14 protein-coding genes are annotated in these 16,810 nt (G+C 71.7%); 12 read left to right on the top strand and 2 right to left on the bottom strand.

All coding sequences use genetic code 11. The annotated features are described in order from the left end of the window. Positions 1–127: 127 nt before the first annotated feature. The 9 genes from ACFXPX_RS30295 (at position 128) to ACFXPX_RS30255 (ending at position 10,321) form a co-directional block, all read left to right on the top strand. A complete protein-coding gene (locus tag ACFXPX_RS30295) occupies positions 128–886 on the top strand; it encodes a YebC/PmpR family DNA-binding transcriptional regulator (protein ID WP_375890018.1) in 759 nt (252 codons plus the stop codon). A gap of 163 nt (positions 887–1,049) precedes the next feature. Beyond that, positions 1,050–1,619, top strand: coding sequence for a crossover junction endodeoxyribonuclease RuvC (ruvC, locus tag ACFXPX_RS30290; RefSeq protein WP_375890016.1), 570 nt, complete (start codon positions 1,050–1,052; stop codon positions 1,617–1,619). Continuing rightward, the gene (ruvA, locus tag ACFXPX_RS30285; RefSeq protein WP_380406865.1) at positions 1,616–2,227 is read left to right on the top strand and encodes a Holliday junction branch migration protein RuvA; all 612 of its coding nucleotides are present in this window, start codon (positions 1,616–1,618) and stop codon (positions 2,225–2,227) included. Before ruvC ends, ruvA begins: the two co-directional genes overlap by 4 nt. Before the next feature lie 61 nt (positions 2,228–2,288). Beyond that, complete coding sequence (ruvB, locus tag ACFXPX_RS30280; protein ID WP_375890012.1) at positions 2,289–3,359, top strand: Holliday junction branch migration DNA helicase RuvB; 1,071 nt, start codon at positions 2,289–2,291, stop codon at positions 3,357–3,359. A 260-nt stretch (positions 3,360–3,619) separates the two neighbouring features. After that, a complete protein-coding gene (gene yajC / locus ACFXPX_RS30275; RefSeq protein WP_375890010.1) occupies positions 3,620–4,039 on the top strand; it encodes a preprotein translocase subunit YajC in 420 nt (139 codons plus the stop codon). Positions 4,040–4,186: 147 nt separating this feature from the next. Further along, the gene (secD, locus tag ACFXPX_RS30270) at positions 4,187–6,022 is read left to right on the top strand and encodes a protein translocase subunit SecD (protein ID WP_375890008.1); all 1,836 of its coding nucleotides are present in this window, start codon (positions 4,187–4,189) and stop codon (positions 6,020–6,022) included. A gap of 4 nt (positions 6,023–6,026) precedes the next feature. Then, complete coding sequence (secF, locus tag ACFXPX_RS30265) at positions 6,027–7,127, top strand: protein translocase subunit SecF (RefSeq protein WP_380526842.1); 1,101 nt, start codon at positions 6,027–6,029, stop codon at positions 7,125–7,127. Positions 7,128–7,156: 29 nt separating this feature from the next. Beyond that, positions 7,157–7,708 (top strand): adenine phosphoribosyltransferase, encoded by a 552-nt coding sequence (locus ACFXPX_RS30260; protein WP_375890004.1) that lies wholly within the window; start codon positions 7,157–7,159, stop codon positions 7,706–7,708. Between the two features lie 96 nt (positions 7,709–7,804). Beyond that, on the top strand, positions 7,805–10,321 hold the full coding sequence (locus ACFXPX_RS30255; protein ID WP_375890002.1) for a RelA/SpoT family protein: 2,517 nt from the start codon (positions 7,805–7,807) through the stop codon (positions 10,319–10,321). Positions 10,322–10,414: 93 nt separating this feature from the next. On the opposite strand, the gene ACFXPX_RS30250 is transcribed toward ACFXPX_RS30255, so the two are convergent. Then, positions 10,415–11,644 carry a DUF349 domain-containing protein gene (locus ACFXPX_RS30250; protein ID WP_375890000.1) on the bottom strand — a complete coding sequence of 410 codons (1,230 nt, stop codon included), beginning with the start codon at positions 11,642–11,644 and terminating at the stop codon, positions 10,415–10,417. Between the two features lie 265 nt (positions 11,645–11,909). Continuing rightward, positions 11,910–12,749, bottom strand: a complete 840-nt coding sequence (locus tag ACFXPX_RS30245) for a peptidylprolyl isomerase (protein WP_380644109.1) — start codon at positions 12,747–12,749, stop codon at positions 11,910–11,912. Between the two features lie 238 nt (positions 12,750–12,987). Here ACFXPX_RS30245 and ACFXPX_RS30240 point away from each other — a divergent pair, with 238 nt between their 5' ends. From ACFXPX_RS30240 to aspS, 3 genes are read left to right on the top strand one after another with little or no spacing between them, the layout of a single operon-like run. Then, positions 12,988–13,695, top strand: a complete 708-nt coding sequence (locus ACFXPX_RS30240; protein ID WP_360230103.1) for an MBL fold metallo-hydrolase — start codon at positions 12,988–12,990, stop codon at positions 13,693–13,695. Between the two features lie 11 nt (positions 13,696–13,706). Then, on the top strand, positions 13,707–14,969 hold the full coding sequence (gene hisS, locus ACFXPX_RS30235) for a histidine--tRNA ligase (RefSeq protein WP_375889996.1): 1,263 nt from the start codon (positions 13,707–13,709) through the stop codon (positions 14,967–14,969). Next, positions 14,966–16,756 (top strand): aspartate--tRNA ligase, encoded by a 1,791-nt coding sequence (gene aspS, locus ACFXPX_RS30230; protein ID WP_375889994.1) that lies wholly within the window; start codon positions 14,966–14,968, stop codon positions 16,754–16,756. Before hisS ends, aspS begins: the two co-directional genes overlap by 4 nt. The last annotated feature ends 54 nt before the right edge of the window (positions 16,757–16,810 follow it).

Below are 16,810 nucleotides of genomic sequence, written 5' to 3'. Positions count from 1 at the left end.
GGTGAAGATGGTCGAGGAGCACCTCGCCGCCCGGTAGGGCTCCGGTAGCCGTGTGCGCCTTACCCGTGACGACACCGGTAAGATCTCTCCTGTTTCATTTCCCTTTGGCGACGTAAAGGAGCTGGCGATGTCCGGCCACTCTAAGTGGGCTACCACCAAGCACAAGAAGGCCGTGATCGACGCCAAGCGCGGCAAGCTCTTCGCCAAGATGATCAAGAACATCGAGGTGGCGGCGCGCACGGGCGGTCCCGACCCGGCGGGTAACCCGACCCTCTACGACGCCATCCAGAAGGCGAAGAAGAACTCGGTCCCGATCGACAACATCAACCGCGCCGTCAAGCGCGGTGGCGGTCTGGAGGCCGGCGGCGCCGACTACCAGACCATCATGTACGAGGGCTACGGTCCGAACGGTGTCGCCGTCCTGATCGAGTGCCTCACCGACAACCGCAACCGCGCGGCCTCCGACGTGCGCGTCGCGATGACCCGCAACGGCGGCTCGATGGCCGACCCGGGCTCGGTGTCGTACCTGTTCAACCGCAAGGGCGTCGTGATCGTCCCCAAGGCGGACGGCGTGGACGAGGACAAGCTGTTCGAGGTCGTCCTCGACCAGGAGCCGGAGGAGATCAACGACCTCGGCGAGTCCTTCGAGATCGTCTCCGAGGCCTCCAAGATGGTCGCCGTGCGCACCGCGCTGGTGGACGCCGGTGTCGACTACGACTCGGCCGAGGCCAACTTCCTCCCGAGCATGCAGGTCGAGCTGGACGTCGACGGCGCCCGCAAGATCTTCAAGCTGATCGACGCGCTGGAGGACAGCGACGACGTGCAGAACGTCTTCGCCAACTTCGACATCTCCGACGAGGTCGGCGCGCAGCTCGACTCCGAGTGACACGGCGTCGTCCGTGCCACGGTGAGTGATCGTTCTCACGGCCCGGCCCGGTGGTCCCAGGACCGCCGGGCCGGTGTCGTCGGCGGGGTTGTCGGACCCGGGCGGTAGCCTTCGCGAAGGCCGCTCGCCGTGAGCGGCGGATCGGCGAGGGACGGGGCGTGGCGTGCGGGTGCTGGGTGTTGACCCGGGGCTGACCAGGTGCGGGGTCGGCGTGGTCGAGGGCATGCCGGGCCGGCCGTTGCGGATGGCCGGGGTGGGCGTGGTGCGCACGCCGGCCGACGCCGAGATCGGGCAGCGGCTGCTGCTGGTGGAACAGGGGCTGGAGAGCTGGCTGGACGAGCACCGGCCCGACCTGGTCGCGGTCGAGCGGGTCTTCGCCCAGCACAACGTCCGCACCGTGATGGGCACGGCCCAGGCGAGCGCGGTCGCGATGCTCTGCGCCACCCGGCGCGGCATCCCGGTCACCCTGCACACCCCCAGTGAGGTCAAGGCCGCCGTCACCGGCTCCGGCCGGGCCGACAAGGCCCAGGTCACGGCCATGGTGCAGCGCCTGTTGCGGCTGGACGCGCCGCCCAAGCCCGCGGACGCGGCCGACGCGCTGGCGCTGGCGATCTGCCACATCTGGCGCGGCGGGACGACCAACCGGCTGCAGGCCGCGGCCCAGGCCGCGGCCGAGGCCGCCCGCTCCGGGCCCGCCCGGGGCCCCTTCTCCGTGAAAGGCAGTAGTCGGTGATCGCCTTCGTGCAAGGACCGGTGGCGGCCATCGCCTCCGGCATCGCGGTGGTCGAGGTCGGTGGGGTCGGCATGGCCGTCCAGTGCACCCCGAACACCCTGGCCGGCCTGCGGCTCGGTGAGCCCGCCCGGCTGGCCACCTCGCTGGTGGTCCGGGAGGACTCGCTGACCCTGTTCGGCTTCGCCGACGACGACGAGCGGGCCGTGTTCGAGATCCTCCAGGCCGCGCCGGGCGTGGGCCCCAAGCTGGCCCAGGCGATCCTGGGCGTGCACAGCCCCGACGCGCTGCGCGCCGCGGTGGCGGGCGGGGACGAGAAGGCGCTGGTCGCGGTGCCGGGCATCGGCAAGGCGAAGGCGGCCAAGCTGCTGCTGGAGTACAAGGACAAGCTGGGCGCCCCGCACGGCGCGGTGCCCGCGCAGAAGCCGATCGCCACCGGCCCCGCGCCGTGGAGCGAGCAGCTGCACTCCGCGCTGACCGGTCTCGGCTACGCCCCGCGCGAGGCGGACGACGCGGTCGCCGCCGTCACCCCGGAGGCGGAGGCCCAGCAGTCGCCGGACGTCGGCGCCCTGCTGCGGCTGGCCCTGCGCGGCCTCAACCGCGCCCGCTGAACCCACCCGACGACCTGTCCGTCCGTCGACACCGACACCGCAGACCCTGGAGCCCGCGAGGATGTACGACTCGGAACCCGCCGACCGGCTGGTGACCGCCGCCGCCGACGGCGAGGACCAGGCGGTCGAGGCCGCGCTGCGCCCCAAGCTGCTGGACGAGTTCATCGGCCAGGAGCGGGTGCGCGAGCAGCTGTCCCTGGTGCTCCAGGCGGCCCGCCAGCGCGGCAGCGCGCCGGACCACGTGCTGCTGAGCGGCCCGCCCGGCCTGGGCAAGACCACCCTCTCCATGATCATCGCCGCCGAGCTGGGCGCCCCGATCCGGATCACCTCCGGCCCGGCCATCCAGCACGCGGGGGACCTCGCGGCTATCCTCTCCTCGCTCACCGAGGGCGAGGTGCTCTTCCTCGACGAGATCCACCGGATGTCCCGGCCGGCCGAGGAGATGCTCTACATGGCGATGGAGGACTTCCGGGTCGACGTGATCGTCGGCAAGGGCCCGGGCGCCACCGCCATCCCGCTGGAGCTGCCGCCCTTCACGCTGGTCGGCGCCACCACCCGGGCCGGGCTGCTGCCGCCGCCGCTGCGCGACCGCTTCGGCTTCACCGGGCACATGGAGTTCTACGCCCCGGCCGAGCTCCAACGGGTGGTGCACCGCTCGGCCACGCTGCTGGACGTCGAGATAGACCCGGCCGGCGCGGCCGAGATCGCCGGGCGCTCGCGCGGCACCCCGCGCATCGCCAACCGGCTGCTGCGCCGGGTCCGCGACTACGCCCAGGTCCGGCACGACGGCGTGGTCACCCCCGCGATCGCCGCCCGGGCGCTGGACGTCTACGAGGTGGACGCCCGCGGCCTGGACCGGCTGGACCGCGCGGTGCTGAGCGCGCTGCTGCGGCTGTTCGGCGGCGGCCCGGTCGGCCTGTCGACCCTCGCCGTCGCGGTGGGGGAGGAGGCCGAGACGGTCGAGGAGGTGGCCGAGCCGTTCCTGGTCCGCGAGGGCCTGCTCGCCCGCACCCCGCGCGGCCGGATCGCCACCGCCGCGGCCTGGCAGCACCTGGGCCTGACCCCGCCGGTCCAGACCACGCGGGGCAGCGTCCCGCCCCAGCCGGAGCTGTTCCGGCCGGACGGAAGTTGACCGCTCTCGGCCGAACGGGTGAGACCCGGCCGTCGGTTCCCGCCCCCGCCCGGCGCTGTGCCCCGGGGAGGAGACGGGGGCGAACTCCCGGGAATCCGTGCAGGCGGAGGGTCGCCACTTTCGGCGGCAGGATGCGATGCTTGGCGTTGTCCGATCAGTTCGGGGTCGCCTAGACTCCGCCGGACCGCCCCTCTCACCTGACGGGCCGACCCATACCACACAGGCCGCCGGCCGGCGGCCCGTAAAGGACCCTGGCTGCAGTGAACCTCATCATCCTTCTCCTCCCGATCATCGCGATCGTGCTCATGTTCCGGTCGCAGAAGAAGCGCCAGCAGCAGCAGCAGAGCATGCAGACCTCGCTGGAGCCCGGGGCGGGAGTGCGCACCATCGGCGGCCTGTACGCCCAGGTGAAGGCGGTCAACGACGAGACCGTCGAGCTGGAGATCGCGCCCGGCGTGGTCACCCACTTCACCAAGAGCGCCATCGCGGCCGTCCTGGACCCCCAGGAGTACGACGCGATCATCAACGGTCGCCCCGCCGACGACGAGCTGTCCGAGCCGGAGGCCGAGGACACCGACGCCGCGCCGGTCGAGGACAAGCCGCTGACGCTCACCAAGGACAGCGCCGAGAAGGGCGATGTCAAGGGGGATGTCGAGGGCGGGGCTCCCGCGAGCAAGTAGTACGGCCGGGCAACCCGCCCGGTCGCGCGGCGCAGTGCCGCGAGCCCACAGGACCTCAGGGCCGCAGACCCGCCATGCCCCCGTCCCGCCACGAGCCGGACGGGGGTCCGGTCGGCGACGTGGCATGGACAGGGAGAAACGAGCAAGGTGGCAACACCCAAGTCGCGCCCGCGCGACGGCTACCCAGGGCGGGCGCTGGCCCTCATCCTGGTCGTCACCGTCGGACTGGTCGCCCTCATGTTCGGGACGGGCAACACCAAGCCCCGGCTCGGTATCGACCTCGCAGGCGGCACCAGCATCACGCTGACCGCGAAGTCGAAGGATCCCAAGGCGATCACCAAGGCGAACATGGACATCGCCGTCGGGATCATGGAGCGCCGCGTCAACGGGATGGGTGTCTCCGAGGCGGAGGTCCAGACCCAGGGCTCGGACACGATCATCGTGAACATCCCCAAGGGCGGCGACAAGCAGAACGCGGCGGACCAGGTCGGTACCACCGCCCAGCTGTTCTTCCGTCCGGTCCTGGCGGTCGCGCCGAGCGGCTTCACGCCGCCCGCGCCGCCCACCGGCACCCCGTCCGCGGGCGCCTCGGGCACCCCGAGCGCCGCCCCGTCGGGCAGCGCGACGCCCACGGCCGGCGCGAGCGGCTCCGCGAGCCACGCTCCCACCCCGTCCGCCAGCGCGAGCGCCACCAAGCAGGGCCGCTCCGTCGGTGAGGCCCTGGCCGCCGAGGGCTCCACCCCGAGCCCCGCCGCCACCGGCGTCAGCGGCACCCCGTCCGCCCCCGCCACCGGGTCGGCCGCCCCGAGCGCCCAGGCCACCCAGCCGAGCGCCGCCGACGTGAGCGCGGCGATGACCCAGGGCACCGTGCCGCCGGAGCTGGCCACCGCGTTCGCCAACCTCGACTGCACCAAGCCGGAGCAGCGCTCGACCCAGACCGGCGCCGTGGACAAGGCCGTCGTCGCCTGCTCGCAGAAGCCCGTCAAGGGCGGCTACTACGAGAAGCTGGCGCTCGGCCCCGTCGCGGTCAAGGGCTCGGACGTCTCCAAGGCCCAGCCCAGCCTCGACACCCAGACGGGTGCCGGCTGGCAGGTCCAGCTGCAGTTCAACGGCACCGGCACCGACGCCTTCACCAAGGTCACCGGCCAGCTCGCCTCCCAGACCCCGCCGAACAACCAGTTCGCGATCGTGCTGGACAACGAGGTCGTCTCGCACCCGCAGGTCAACGGCCCGATCCCCGGCGGCAGCGCCGTGATCACCGGCCAGTTCAGCCAGCCCGAGGCGCAGGACCTCTCCAACGTGCTGAGCTACGGCGCCCTGCCGCTGGAGTTCAGCAAGGGCGACGTCACCACCGTCTCCCCGGCGCTCGGCAGCGACCAGCTCAAGGCGGGTCTGATCGCCGGCGCGATCGGCATGCTGCTGGTGGTCGCCTACTCGCTGATCTACTACCGCGGCCTCGGCCTGGTCTCGATCGCCGGTCTGCTCGTCTCGGCGGCCCTGACCTACTCGATCATGAGCCTGCTCGGCGGCGGGATCGGCTTCGCGCTGAACCTGCCCGCGGTCTGCGGCGCGATCGTCGCGATCGGTATCACCGCAGACTCCTTCATCGTGTACTTCGAGCGCATCCGCGACGAGGTCCGCGACGGCGCCCCGCTGCGCCCGGCCGTCCAGCGGGCCTGGCCGCGGGCCCGACGCACCATCCTGGTCTCGGACTTCGTCTCCTTCCTCTGTGCCGCGGTGCTCTACGTGGTCTCGGTCGGCAAGGTCCAGGGCTTCGCGTTCACCCTGGGTCTGACCACCGCGCTGGACGTCGTGGTGATCTTCCTCTTCACCAAGCCGATGATCACGCTGCTGGCCCGGCGGAAGTTCTTCTCCGACGGCCACCCGTGGTCCGGCCTGGACCCGAAGCGGCTGGGCGCCCGCCCGCCGCTGCGCAGCACCCGTCGCCGTAACTCCTCCTCTGCCGCCGTGAAGGAGGCCTGACACCGTGTCGCGCTTCTCCAATCTGGGCCACCGGCTCTACCAGGGCGAGGTCAGCTTCGACTTCGTCGGGCGCCGCAAGCTCTGGTACTCGATCTCCGGCGTGATCGTGCTGATCGCGGCGATCGGCCTGGCGATGGGCCTGCACCTGGGCATCGAGTTCAAGGGCGGCTCGGTCTACACCGTGACCAAGCCGGGCCTGTCGGTCTCCCAGGCCCAGGACACCGCCGACGGGATCGTCTCCTCGCACCCGCTGGTGCAGTCGACGGACAGCAACAAGATCCGCATCCAGGTCAGCAGCGACGAGACGAAGAGCTCGGACGAGATCCGTTCGCAGCTCTCGCAGAAGCTCGGCGTGCCGCTGGACACCGTCGAGGCCCAGGTGATCGGCCCCAGCTGGGGCAAGCAGATCTCCAACAAGGCGCTCACCGGCCTGGTCGTCTTCATGGTCCTGGTGACGGTCTACCTGGCGATCGCCTTCGAGTGGCGGATGGCGGTGGCCGCCCTGGTCGCCCTCATCCACGACCTCCTGATCACCATCGGCGTCTACGCCCTGGTGGGCTTCGAGGTCACCCCCGGTACGGTGATCGGCTTCCTGACCATCCTCGGGTACTCGCTCTACGACACGGTCGTCGTCTTCGACACCGTGAAGGAGAACGCCAAGGGGATCACCAAGCAGAACAAGCTCACCTACAGCGAGGCGGCCAACGCGGGCCTCAACCAGACCCTGGTGCGCTCGCTCAACACCACCGTGGTGGCGCTGCTGCCGGTCGCCGCGCTGCTGTTCATCGGTGGCGGCCTGCTGGGCGCCGGCACCCTGAACGACATCTCGCTCGCGCTGTTCATCGGCCTCGCGGCCGGTGCCTACTCCTCGATCTGCGTCGCCACCCCGCTGCTGGCGCAGCTCAAGGAGGAGCAGCCGGAGATGAAGGCGCTGCGCAAGCGCGTCCTGCAGCACCGGGCCGCCGCGGCGGCCAAGGGCGAGGGCGCCGACGCGACGGCGACCGACGAGGGTCCGGAGGACGACGAGCCTGCGGGTATGGTCGGTCAGCGCGGCCGGTCGGCCGGCACCACCCGTGCCAAGGGCCGTCCGTCCACCAAGCGCTGAACCGCACCCGACCCTGAGGACAGAACACCGTGACCACCGCCGACACCGCACTGGCCGAGCTGCTGAACAGCCGGATCCGGGACGTCCCGGACTACCCGAAGCCGGGTGTGCTGTTCAAGGACATCGCGCCGCTGCTCGCCGACGCCGAGGCCTTCGGCGCCCTCACCCGGGCGCTGGCGGACCGGGCGCTGGAGCTCGGGGCGACCAAGGTGGTGGGCCTGGAGGCGCGCGGCTTCGTGCTGGCGGCTCCGGCGGCCTTCGCGGCCGGGCTCGGCTTCGTGCCGGTCCGCAAGGCCGGGAAGCTGCCCGGCGAGGTGTTCCGGCGCTCGTACGAGCTGGAGTACGGCTCGGCGACGCTGGAGGTGCAGTGCGACGCCTTCACGCCCGGTGAGCGGGTGCTGGTGGTGGACGACGTGCTGGCCACCGGTGGCACCATCGGTGCCTCGCTGGACCTGGTGAAGGAGGCCGGCGCCGAGCTGGCGGGCGTCGTGGTGCTGATGGAGCTGGGCTTCCTGGACGGCCGCGAGCGGCTGGCCGGGCACCTGGGCGACGCCCCGCTGGAGACGCTGGTCACGGTCTGAGGGGCAGGACGGAAGGACGGCGGTCGGATCATCCGACCGCCGTCCTTCCGTTTCCGGGCCCGGCCCGATGAACACCGGGCCGCCCGGCTCGGTACCATGAAGATTCATCCCCTCCCGGTAGTGCCCGGACCGCACGGGCCTCGGCGGGGGTCGGCCCCGGTGCCCCGAGGAGTGTCCTTGCCCGACGAGGTTGTGCCCACGGCCGCAGCGGCCGCCCCCGAGAACCACCCCACGCCCTCGGGGGCCACCCCGGCACGCCCGGCGCCGGCCTCCTCGCGCCAGCTCGCCCCGCTCGGCCGCGGCTCCGGCAGCGGCGGCGGGATGCGCGCCCGGCTGGCCCGCCTCGGCGGCCAGCGCTCCAGCGTGCTCAACCCCGTCCTGGAGCCGCTGTTCCGCTCGATCCGGGCGAACGACCCCAAGGCCGACCCGGCGCTGCTGCGCGACATCGAGCGCGCCTACGCCGTCGCCGAGAAGTGGCACCGCGGGCAGAAGCGCAAGAGCGGCGACCCGTACATCACCCACCCGCTGGCGGTCGCGACCATCCTGGCCGAGCTCGGCATGGACGCCGCGACCCTGATGGCGGGGCTGCTGCACGACACCGTCGAGGACACCGACTACGGCCTGGAGACCCTGCGCAAGGACTTCGGCGACTCGGTGGCCCTGCTGGTCGACGGCGTCACCAAGCTGGACCGGGTCAAGTTCGGCGAGGCCGCGCAGGCCGAGACCGTCCGCAAGATGGTCGTGGCGATGGCCAAGGACCCCCGGGTCCTGGTGATCAAGCTCGCCGACCGCCTGCACAACATGCGCACCATGCGCTACCTCAAGCGGGAGAAGCAGGAGAAGAAGGCCCGCGAGACGCTGGAGATCTACGCCCCGCTGGCGCACCGGCTGGGCATGAACACCATCAAGTGGGAGCTGGAGGACCTCGCCTTCGCGATCCTCTACCCCAAGATGTACGACGAGATCGTCCGGCTGGTCGCCGAGCGCGCCCCCAAGCGGGACGAGTACCTGGCGACCGTCATCGACCAGGTCCAGGCGGACCTGCGCGGCGCCCGGATCACCGCCTCCGTCACCGGCCGGCCGAAGCACTACTACTCGGTCTACCAGAAGATGATCGTCCGGGGCCGGGACTTCGCCGAGATCTACGACCTGGTGGGCATCCGGGTCCTGGTCGACACCGTCCGCGACTGCTACGCGGCGCTGGGCACCATCCACGCGCGGTGGAACCCGGTGCCGGGGCGGTTCAAGGACTACATCGCGATGCCCAAGTTCAACATGTACCAGTCGCTGCACACCACGGTGATCGGTCCGGGCGGCAAGCCCGTCGAACTCCAGATCCGCACCTTCGACATGCACCGGCGGGCCGAGTACGGCATCGCCGCGCACTGGAAGTACAAGCAGCGCGCCGTCGCCGGGGCCTCCAAGATCCGCACTGACACCCCGACCCAGGTCCGCAAGGACGACAAGGCCGGCGCCGTCAACGAGATGGCCTGGCTGCGACAGCTGCTGGACTGGCAGAAGGAGACCGCCGACCCGGGCGAGTTCCTGGAGTCGCTGCGCTTCGACCTGGCCAGCAACGAGGTCTTCGTCTTCACCCCCAAGGGTGACGTGATAGCCCTGCCGGCCGGCTCGACCCCGGTCGACTTCGCCTTCGCGGTGCACACCGAGGTCGGCTACCGGACCATAGGGGCCCGGGTCAACGGCCGTCTGGTGCCGCTGGAGTCGACCCTGGAGAACGGCGACGCCGTCGAGGTGTTCACCTCCAAGGCGGAGAACGCCGGACCCTCCCGGGACTGGCTGGGCTTCGTCAAGTCCCCGCGCGCCCGCAACAAGATCCGCGCCTGGTTCTCCAAGGAGCGCCGCGAGGAGGCGATCGAGCACGGCAAGGAGGCGATCGTCCGGGCGATGCGCAAGCAGGGCCTGCCGATCCAGCGGATCCTGACCGGCGACTCGCTGGTCACCCTGGCCCACGAGATGCGCTACCCCGACATCTCCTCGCTCTACGCCGCCATCGGCGAGGGGCACGTCGCCGCGCAGAACATCGTCCAGAAGCTGGTCCAGGCGCTCGGCGGCGAGGAGGGGGCCACCGAGGACCTCGCCGAGACGGCCACGCCGACCCACGACAACCGGCGGGCCGTGCGCCGCCGGGCCAAGGGCGACCCCGGCGTGATCGTCAAGGGCGTCGAGGACGTCTGGGTCAAGCTGTCCCGCTGCTGCACTCCGGTGCCGGGCGACCCGATCGTCGGCTTCGTCACCCGCGGCAACGGCGTCTCGGTGCACCGCGCCGACTGCGTCAACGTGGAGTCGCTGAGCCAGCAGCCCGAGCGGATGATCGACGTCGAGTGGGCGGCGACCCAGTCCTCGGTCTTCCTGGTGGCCATCCAGGTCGAGGCGCTGGACCGCTCCCGGCTGCTCTCGGACGTCACCCGGGTGCTCTCCGACCAGCACGTCAACATCCTGTCGGCGGCGGTCCAGACCTCCCGGGACCGGGTGGCGATGAGCCGCTTCACCTTCGAGATGGGCGACCCGAAGCACCTGGGCCACGTGCTCAAGGCGGTCCGCGGCGTCGAGGGCGTGTACGACGTCTACCGGGTCACCTCGGCCCGCAAGTAGCCGCAGCGCACGAGGAAGGCCCCCGGGGAGCTCCCCGGGGGCCTTCCTCGTGCAGTGCACTCAAGTGCGCTGAGCGGGCTCAGCGGGCCGGAATCAGCCGCTGAACTCCTCCTGGCTCCGGTGGGCCTGCTCCAGCAGGGTCTCCACACCGGAGAGCTCGGCCTCCAGCTTGGCGACCTTGCCGGCGTTGCCCGCCGAGCGGGCCTTGTCCAGGTCGGCCCGGAGCTTGTCGGCCTTCGCCTCGAACAGGCCCACCATGCCGGCCGCGCGGGCCTTGGCCTCCGGGTTGGAGCGCTTCCACTCGCTGTCCTCGGCCTCGCGGATGGCCCGCTCGACCGCGTTCAGCCGGCCGTCCAGCTTCGGACGGATGTCGCGCGGGACGTGGCCGATGGCCTCCCAGCGCTCGTTGACCTCGCGCAGCGCGGCCTTGGCGGCCTTGAGGTCGGTGATCGGCAGGATCGCCTCGGCCTCGGTGGCCAGCGCCTCCTTGAGCTTCTGGTTCTCCACCTGTTCGGCGTCGCGCTCGCTGAACACCGCGGAACGGGCCTGGAAGAACACGTCCTGGGCGCCGCGGAACCGCGCCCACAGCTCGTCCTCGACGTCCCGCTGCGCCCGGCCGGCGGACTTCCAGCGCGCCATCAGGTCGCGGTAGGCGGCCGCGGTGCTGCCCCAGTCGCTGGACGAGGAGAGCGCCTCGGCCTCGGAGACCAGCGCCTCCTTGGTCTGCCGGGCGTGCTCGCGCTCGGCGTCCAGGGTGGCGAAGTGCGCCTTGCGGTGCTTGGAGAAGACCGAGCGGGCGTGCGAGAAGCGGTGCCACAGCTCGTCGTCGCTCTTGCGGTCCAGCCGCGGCAGGCCCTTCCAGGTGTCCACCAGGGCGCGCAGCCGGTCCCCGGCCTCCCGCCACTGGGTGGACTCGGCGAGCTGCTCGGCCTCGGAGACCAGCGCCTCCTTGGCGGTGCGGGTCTCGTCCTGGGCCTTGGCGCGGGCGGCCTTGCGCTCCTCCCGCCGGCTCTCGATCTCACCGGTGAGCGTGTCCAGGCGCTTGGCCAGCGCGTCCAGGTCGCCGACCGCGTGTCCCTCGGTGACCTGGGCGCGGAGGTGCTCCAGCGCGGTCTGGGCGTCCTTGGCGGCCAGGTCGGTGGTGCGCACCCGCTTCTCCAGCAGGCCGATCTCCACCTCGATGCCCTGGTACTTGCGCTCGAAGTAGGCGAGGGCCTCCTCGGGCGAGCCGGCCTGCCAGGAACCCACGACGCGTTCGCCGTCCGCCGTCCTGACGTACACCGTGCCCTGCTCGTCCACACGGCCCCACGGGTCGCTGCTCATAGCGCGTCCTCCACATGACGTCGCGCCCGCTCCGGGGCGGCGCACGACCGTCGTCCACAGTTGATGTGCGGCGGACCGATGAGTCCGCCGTCCCCGTCCGCCGTGCCTTGCTGCCGAGGGTGACGGCTAGGCGGGTCCGGGCACCCTATACAACGCCAACATAGGCGACCAGGACCGGTGCTGTCCGCATCCGGGCCGGGCGATTTCGGTCCGGGACCGGGCGGGGGGCGCTGCGCGCGCCCGCCGCCGGTGGTCCCGGGTTCGGTCAACCCTTGGACACCGTAACCGAGTTGAGGGTGACGTCGGCCATCGGGTGGCCGTCGCCGGCGCCCTCCAGGGTGCCCGCGGCGGCGATCTTCTGGACCACGTCCAGGCCGCCGGTGATCTTGCCGAACGGGGTGTAGTTCGGCGGCAGCTGGGTGTCCTTGTAGACCAGGAAGAACTGGCTGCCGTTGGTGCCCGGGCCCGCGTTGGCCATCGCCACGGTGCCCGCCGGGTAGGTCGCGCCGGTCAGGTTCTCGTCCGCGAACTGGTAGCCGGGGCCGCCCGAACCCTTGGCGGTCGGGTCGCCGCACTGGAGCACGAAGATGCCGTCGGTGGTGAGCCGGTGGCACTTGGTGTGGTCGAAGTACTGCTCGCCCGCCAGGAAGTTGAACGAGTTCACGGTGTGCGGGGCCTTGGCCGCGTCCAGCGTGACGGTGACCTTGCCGCAGTTGCTGTCCAGCGACATGGTGTACGAGGCACCCTTGTCGATCGACATGGCCGGCTCGGCCTTGAACTGCTTGCCGTTGGGCGAGCCCGCCGCCGGGGCGGCGCAGCCCTCGACCGGCTTGCGGGTCGGGGTGGCGGCCGGGTCGGCCTGGGCCGGGTCGCTCTGGCTCGGCGCGGCCTGCGGGGTGGCGGCGGCCGAGGTGCCCTTGTCCTTGTCGGAGCTGAACGCGCCGCCGGCGAAGAGCCCGCCGCCGGCCAGCACCACCACCGCGAGCGAGGCGCCCAGGATCGTGTTGCGGCGCCGCCGGGCGGAGGCCGCCTCGGCCCGGCGCTGCGTCTGGCGCTCGTACTTCTCGCGGGCGAGCTGCCGCCGCCGCTGTTCGCTGCTGACCACCGGCCGTGTCTCCTGAGCATGTGCGGGAAAAGTGGATGGGTTCCGGAGCGGATCATCGCACCCATCGGCGGCCAAGTGTAGGGACCGGGCCCGTAAGGACGCGGTGAACCTGTCATGGCCCCGGCCCGCCACCGCCTATCTGGTTCGCAACCGGACCCGGACCGCCGGTAGGCTTCCCTTACGTCATCACTACTGGTAGCCACCGCAGCCCACCGCCGCACCCACCCGAAGGACGCGCGTGTTCATCGCCGGATTCCCCGCTGGAGCCTGGGGCACCAACTGCTACCTGGTCGCGCCGGCGGCGGGCGAGGAGTGCGTCATCGTCGACCCCGGGCACCAGGCCGCGCAGGGCGTCGAGGAGCTCATCCGTGAGCACCGGCTCAAGCCCGTCGCCGTCCTGCTCACCCACGGCCACATCGACCACGTCGCCTCGGTGGTCCCGGTCTGCGGCGCCCGCGGCGTCCCGGCCTGGATCCACCCCGAGGACCGGTACATGATGTCCGACCCGGAGAAGGCGCTCGGCCGTTCCCTGGGCACCCAGTTGATGGGCGAGCTCACCGTCGGGGAGCCCGACGACGTGCGCGAGCTCACCGACGGCAGCGTGCTGGAGCTGGCCGGCCTGCGGCTCACCGTGGACCACGCCCCGGGCCATACCGGGGGGTCGGTGACCTTCCGGACGCCCGGTGCCGAGGACCTCCCCCCGGTGCTGTTCTCGGGCGACCTGCTGTTCGCCGGCTCCATCGGGCGTACCGACCTCCCGGGCGGGGACGGCGAAGCGATCATGCGCTCGCTGGCCCGGGTGTGCCTGCCCCTCGACGACTCCACCGTGGTCCTCTCCGGCCACGGTGGTCAGACCACCATCGGCCGCGAGCGCGCCACCAACCCCTACCTCCGACAGGCAGCGGGGGCGGCCGGCGCCCCGGCTTTCCCGCGACGAGGAATGTGACGGAAGAGAAGTTGAGCACCTTCACCGCCCCCAAGGGCACCTACGACCTGCTGCCCCCCAGCTCCGGGACCTTCCTGGCGATCCGCGAGCGCATCGCCGCGCCCGCCCGCCGGGCCGGTTACGGCTACGTCGAGACCCCGGTCTTCGAGGACGTGAAGCTGTTCTCCCGCGGTGTCGGCGAGTCCACCGACATCGTCTCCAAGGAGATGTACACCCTCACCACCAAGGGCGGCGACGAGCTCGCGCTGCGCCCCGAGGGCACCGCCTCGGTGCTGCGCGCCGCGCTCCAGGCCAACCTGCACAAGCAGGGCAACCTGCCGGTCAAGCTCTGGTACTCCGGCTCGTACTACCGCTACGAGCGCGCCCAGAAGGGCCGCTACCGCCAGTTCTCCCAGGTCGGCGCGGAGGCGATCGGCGCCGAGGACCCGGCGCTGGACGCCGAGCTGATCATCCTGGCCGACGACGCCTTCCGCGCGCTGGGCCTGAGCGACTACTCGCTGCTGCTCAACAGCCTCGGCGACAAGCAGTGCCGCCCGGTCTACCGCGCCGCCCTGATCGAGTTCCTCTCCGGCCTGGACCTGGACGAGGAGACCCGCCGCCGTGCGGAGATCAACCCGCTGCGCGTGCTGGACGACAAGCGCGAGTCGGTGCAGGAGCAGCTGGTCGGCGCGCCGATGCTGCGCGACTTCCTGTGCGAGGAGTGCAAGGCGTACGACGAGAAGGTGCGCGAGCTGCTCACCGCCGCCGGCGTCGCCTTCGTCGACGACCCGAAGCTGGTCCGCGGCCTGGACTACTACACCCGCACCACCTTCGAGTTCGTGCACAACGGCCTCGGCGCCCAGTCCGCGATCGGCGGCGGCGGCCGCTACGACGGCCTGTCCGAGATGATCGGCGGCCCGGCGCTGCCGTCCGTCGGCTGGGCGCTCGGCGTGGACCGCACCTACCTGGCCCTGGAGGCCGAGGGCGTCGCCCTCGACCTGCCGCCCGCCACCTCCGTCTACGCCGTCGCGCTCGGCGAGGAGGCCAAGAACCTGCTGTTCGCCAAGGTGGTCGAGCTGCGCCGGGCCGGCGTCGCCACCGACCTCGCCTTCGGCGTCAAGAGCATCAAGAACGCCATGAAGTCCGCCGACCGGTCCGGCGCCCGCTTCGCCCTGATCGCCGGTGACCGGGACCTCGCCGAGGGCGTCGTCCAGCTCAAGGACATGAGCACCGGCGAGCAGTCCCCCGTCGCCCTCGACGCACTCGTCACCACCTTGAAGGAGAAGCAGCTGTGATCCGCACGCACGACGCGGGCACGCTCCGCCCGGAGCACGCAGGCACCACCGTCACCCTGGCCGGCTGGGTCGCCCGCCGCCGCGACCACGGCGGCGTCGCCTTCATCGACCTGCGCGACGCCTCCGGCACCGTGCAGATCGTGGTCCGCGACCTCGACTCGGTGCACGGCCTGCGCGCCGAGTACTGCGTCAAGGTCGTCGGCGACGTCCGGGTCCGCCCCGAGGGCAACGAGAACCCGGACATCCCGACCGGCGCGGTCGAGGTCGTCGTCAGCGACATCGAGGTGCTCTCCGAGGCCGCCCCGCTGCCGTTCCCGGTCGCCGAGTACGAGCCGGGCACGGTCAACGAGGAGGTCCGGCTGCGCTACCGCTACCTGGACCTGCGCCGCGAGGGCCCGGCCAAGGGCCTGCGGCTGCGCTCGAAGGTCAACAACATCATCCGCCGGGTGATGGAGGAGAACGACTTCCTCGACATCGAGACGCCGTACCTCACCCGCTCCACCCCCGAGGGCGCCCGCGACTTCCTCGTCCCGGTCCGCCTGCAGCCCGGCCACTGGTACGCCCTGCCGCAGTCGCCCCAGCTGTTCAAGCAGCTGCTGATGGTGGCCGGCATGGAGCGGTACTACCAGATCGCCCGCTGCTTCCGCGACGAGGACTTCCGCGCCGACCGCCAGCCGGAGTTCACCCAGCTGGACATCGAGGCCTCCTTCGTCGACCAGGAGGACATCCTGGCCCTCGGCGAGAAGATCGTCGGCTCGATCTGGCGCGAGGTCCACGGCTACGAGATCCCGAACCCGCTGCCGCGGATGACCTACGCGGACGCCATGGGCCGCTACGGCTCCGACAAGCCGGACGTCCGCTTCGGCCAGGAACTCACCGACCTCACCGAGTACTTCAAGGGCACCGAGTTCCGCGTCTTCCAGGCCCCGTACGTCGGTGCCGTGGTCATGCCGGGCGGCGCCTCGCAGCCGCGCAAGCAGCTGGACGCCTGGCAGGACTGGGCCAAGGCGCGCGGCGCCAAGGGCCTCGCCTACGTGCTGATCGACGGCGAGACCGGCGAGCTGCGCGGCCCGGTCGCCAAGAACCTCTCCGCGGAGCACCTGGCCGGCCTCGCCGCCGCGGCCGGTGCCAAGAACGGCGACGCGGTCTTCTTCGCGGCCGGCAAGGAGCGCCCCTCGCAGGAGCTGCTCGGCGCTGCCCGCCTGGAGATCGGCCGCCGCTGCGAGCTGATCGACGAGTCCCAGTGGGCCTTCCTCTGGGTCGTCGACTTCCCGATGTTCGAGCCGATCGAGGACGACAAGGGCCAGTTCCAGGGCTGGCACGCGGTGCACCACCCGTTCACCGCCCCGACCGCGGAGTCGCTGGACACCTTCGACACCGACCCGGGCGCGGCCCTGTCCAACGCCTACGACCTGGTCCTCAACGGCTCGGAGCTGGGCGGCGGTTCGATCCGTATCCACCAGCGGGACGTCCAGAAGCGGGCGTTCGACGCGATCGGCCTGTCCGAGGAGGAGGCGGCCTCGCAGTTCGGCTTCCTGCTGGACGCCTTCAACTACGGCCCGCCGCCGCACGGCGGGGTCGCCTTCGGCCTCGACCGGATCGTCACGCTGCTCGGCGGCTACGACACCATCCGCGACGTCATCGCCTTCCCGAAGACGTCCACCGGTGGTGACCCGCTGACCGGCGCGCCGACCCCGATCACCCCGGCCCAGCGCCGCGAGGCCGGCGTGGACGCCCAGCCCAAGGTCCGCGAGGACGCCAAGCCCGAGGCGCAGCCCAAGAGCTGACGCCTCGTCATACGCGCTAACCTGCAACGGCCCCGGACGGTCCACCCACCGTCC

Origin of the sequence: Kitasatospora sp. NPDC059146 (genome assembly GCF_042786665.1) — a bacterium.
Lineage (GTDB): Bacteria > Actinomycetota > Actinomycetes > Streptomycetales > Streptomycetaceae > Kitasatospora.
The sequence above is the reverse complement of the archived record's forward strand: the minus strand, read 5'-3'. Positions and strand labels throughout refer to the sequence as shown.